Source organism: Microvirga sp. 3-52 (genome assembly GCF_018383585.1).
GTDB lineage: Bacteria > Pseudomonadota > Alphaproteobacteria > Rhizobiales > Beijerinckiaceae > Microvirga.
Genome location: NZ_JAHAMK010000071.1, coordinates 1 through 3,388, shown reverse-complemented (window position 1 = coordinate 3,388; position 3,388 = coordinate 1). Strand labels below are relative to the sequence as shown.

At 60.2% G+C, this 3,388-nt stretch carries 2 protein-coding genes; both read right to left on the bottom strand.

The genetic code is table 11. The annotated features are described in order from the left end of the window. Positions 1-952: 952 nt before the first annotated feature. The gene (locus KHP60_RS24685) at positions 953-1,462 is read right to left on the bottom strand and encodes a CopG family transcriptional regulator (protein WP_213566915.1); all 510 of its coding nucleotides are present in this window, start codon (positions 1,460-1,462) and stop codon (positions 953-955) included. Positions 1,463-1,608: 146 nt separating this feature from the next. Further along, positions 1,609-3,051, bottom strand: coding sequence for a glycosyl transferase family protein (locus KHP60_RS24680; RefSeq protein ID WP_213566914.1), 1,443 nt, complete (start codon positions 3,049-3,051; stop codon positions 1,609-1,611). Positions 3,052-3,388 lie beyond the last annotated feature (337 nt).

The following is a 3,388-nucleotide window of genomic DNA, read 5'->3' as shown; positions in this document are numbered from 1 at the left end:
TGAGGAAGGTCGCCGCGCGCACCGGCGACCAGAACACGCGCACGCAGATCAGCGGAATAGGGCTGGGGCATGGCTTGCCTCCCGGGCCATATGCCTGTCAACGCACAGCCCACCCGAATGGATTCAAGTCCAGATCAAAAGCGCTTTAGGAAGTTGCCGTTGATCGTCGATAAGAGCGGAACCTGAACCATCAGGTTCTTCGGTCGAGACTTCCCAGCACTGGCGATGAACTCACCTGACGGTCACGCTCGAGTGTTTCCGAGACCTTGAATCGCGAAGAATGTGCATCGAGGCGTGTCAGCCTCGATCGGTCAGCGAATTGTGTTCTCAGGGATCTCGTGAGATTCTTTAAGATGCACAGCGGCTTGTTAGGGCAAACCTGGCAGGTCTGCATACTTGCGCGAAGGAACGGGATTACCTTCTGCGGACATCCCAGCTGGCATCGTTGATCATTATTCGCCCACGGCCTGCTGAGCCGTCTCTTAGCTTACACGCCGCCAATAGCCCTCGAACGGGATCGCGACATCTCGCCGGTCTTCTGTCGAAAAACAGGGATAGTCGTTACCTTTCGTCCAGCCTCCGTTGCCGCCTGGAACGAAATGAAGATATGCGAACACGATATGAGAGATGACCCACATGCCGACCTCCTGAATTACATCGATGTTACCCGGAAGGAAGGAGTCGCTCTGCGACGAAAGTCACACAACGTGTGGCGCAATTGCGAGCGGCGGCTCATGGAGGTCCTGTGTGACCTGGCTCACAGCATCCGAGGATTAAATCGCTAGGATCAATGCATCCTCGCGGTCCTCCCCAACTTGGCGCCCCGGTTCACGCCGGGGCGCTCATTCTTTCTCCTTGGTTTCAGCGGGTGCGAGCGGGCTCTACCCTGATACTGCCCCCAGCGGATGCCGAGCGGTACTGTCGCTTGTCCGCCGAAAAGCCGGTCGGCAGGTCACGGGTTCGCCAGCTGACGTTCGATCGCTCGCTCGATCCATTCGTCACGCGATACTCCAGCCCGTCCCGCTGCCTCGTCGATTTGTCTGAGCAGGTCCGGGGTCAGGGCCGTCTGAACGAGAACATCCACCTCATCGGGATTGGGCGGCACGTAGGCCAACCCTGTGACCAATCGTGCAAACCGACGAACCCGATCGGCCTTCTGCTGCTCGGAGAGGGTGCCGTCGGCGGCGACGAGCGGACAATAGGCGCCGATCAGCTGGTCGGCGATCAGTGCAGGCTTCATCCCGCTCCTGCGAAGATCGGTCATGAGTTCCCCCAGCCGATTGCTTGCGGTGACGTCGTCCGCCCCGGAATACAGGTCGCTGGGCGAGAGAGCGGTTACCGGTGTGCCTGTGGCCGTGGTTTCGGGGCATGTGAAGGCGGCGGCGCTGGCTGGCGCCATGACCGCACCTGCGATCCCAGCGAGAGACAACAGAGCAACGATCAACCCGTGTCTGACGGCCATCATTCCCTCCATCGCGCCTCAAAGGGCGTCGCATCTTAACGCTTTATGAGGACGAACGGTAGATCGTCGAAGCGAAGGATGGAACCGAGCGGCGGGACTGCGTGATCCTACTAGGGGATTATGCCATCGATCGTTGCATCGTGCCCTCAGGAGGCACACTTTCTTCGGGCATCCCAGAGCTCTCGTGCCCGCAACCGACATGGATCGTATTGGCCTGCATCGCCTCCTGCCACGGTCAGAAGTGCAGTCGCGGCGGTGGCGGTAATGATGTCCGTGGCGCGCTCATCGCGTATCGTTCCCGTCCAGACCGCACGCCAGTATTCCAAGCTCGTCATGCCGGTCAGAGGATAGGCTTTCGGCTCCGGCCGTGCGGGGACGAAGAGATCCTCTGCTGTGCCGTCGACAAGGCGCAGGAGCGTGCTCGAGCGGAAGGGTGTAGCCTCGGCGGCGTCGCGGCTTCCACCGAGGATTGTCATGCTCCTGCATCCCAGAAGCGCCCCCGCGTCGCGATGCAGTTCACGATAGGCCGGGCGCACGACGCCCATCATGCATGCGGAAGCAAGAAACGGGTTGAGAAGCGGCATCAGGGAATTGATAGACGAGCGCGTCTCAAGCACGCTGTAGAGAGACAGCAGGCGGTAGATCTGCGAGGACAAGGCTGCAACCGGGATATAGGCGATCCCGCGCTCTGCAATGGCTTCGGCGGCAGCGGCGGGGCTCGCGCAGACCGGTATGCCGATGGCCCGGGCCGCGGATACGAGCGTGCCTCTGATATCACCGGCTCCATCGTTGCCATGAAGAAGAATGCGGTAGCCGGACTGGGCAAGCAGCTTTGCGGCCTGGAGAAACCAGGGCATTCTTCTGGATTTCGGAGAGATGTAAGCCGGCCAGTCCAGGTCCACGGAGGATGACGTTCGGCCTGCCGATCCGATGTGAGTGCGCGCTGCCTGCGCAAAACCGGCGAGTTCGGCGGCAGTCTCTCCCCTGAAATGCATGACGGACAGCAGAGCACCCACCTGCACGGGATCCGCCCTTCCGGCGAGAATGCTGGAGAACGCATCTTCCGCTTCGCTCGTCGTCAGGGGACGGCTGTGCCCGATCCCGGCTCCGATCGTCGCGACATGCTTCGCAAGCCGCTTTTGTGCATCGTTCGCTTTTCCGATGACCGCGAGCTTGCGCGCAAAGGACTCGGGAAGCGGTTCGCCTTCAAGCAGGATGCTCGGCCTCACCGCCAGGGGAGCCGCTTCGATGACGGGGCTTCCCGACCATGCTGCGGGATCGATGGTGAAGCCTTTGGAGGACCGCTCCTGCGGCCGAAGAAGCGCTTCGGCCTCGGCTGCCAGGGCGCGAATTCGCTGGCGCATGGATTCGGCAAAAGGCGTCGGGATCAGGCGTCTCGAGGAACGAATGAAGATGGGATCGTCGTAGACTTCGCGGATCTGCCCGAGGATTCTGCTCATGGCAGGCGTTCCCATTCCCATCCGTTCGGCCGCTCGACTGACGCTTCCATCCATGAGCAGGGCGTCGAGCGCCAAGAGAAGGCGAAGCCGTCCGAGCTTCAGGAAAGGTTCTTCAGGTGCAGGGGCCACAATTGTTATGTCTTCAAATCCCGTTCAAAAAAGCCGGACGATCTCATGATGGTCTCGCAAGGCAGATTGGCCATTCCCCATTCCGGCAGATCTTTCAAGCCGCGCAGAATGACTTTAGAGCTATTATAAATTGCGTTTTTCTGAACTCAGAACGAGTCTCAAACATAGCCGTTGACCATCTTCTCCTGCCGAACCTAAAGCGCTTTTGGTCTCAGTGTAGAGCATAGCCGGCATGCCTGATCCAGCCTTGAGCATCCTTTGCGCTGATGGTGTCGAGGGCTGGTTTGAGCTCTGCCTCCAAGGCTTCAAGGCTACGTGGGGCTTTTGCCTTGAGCCG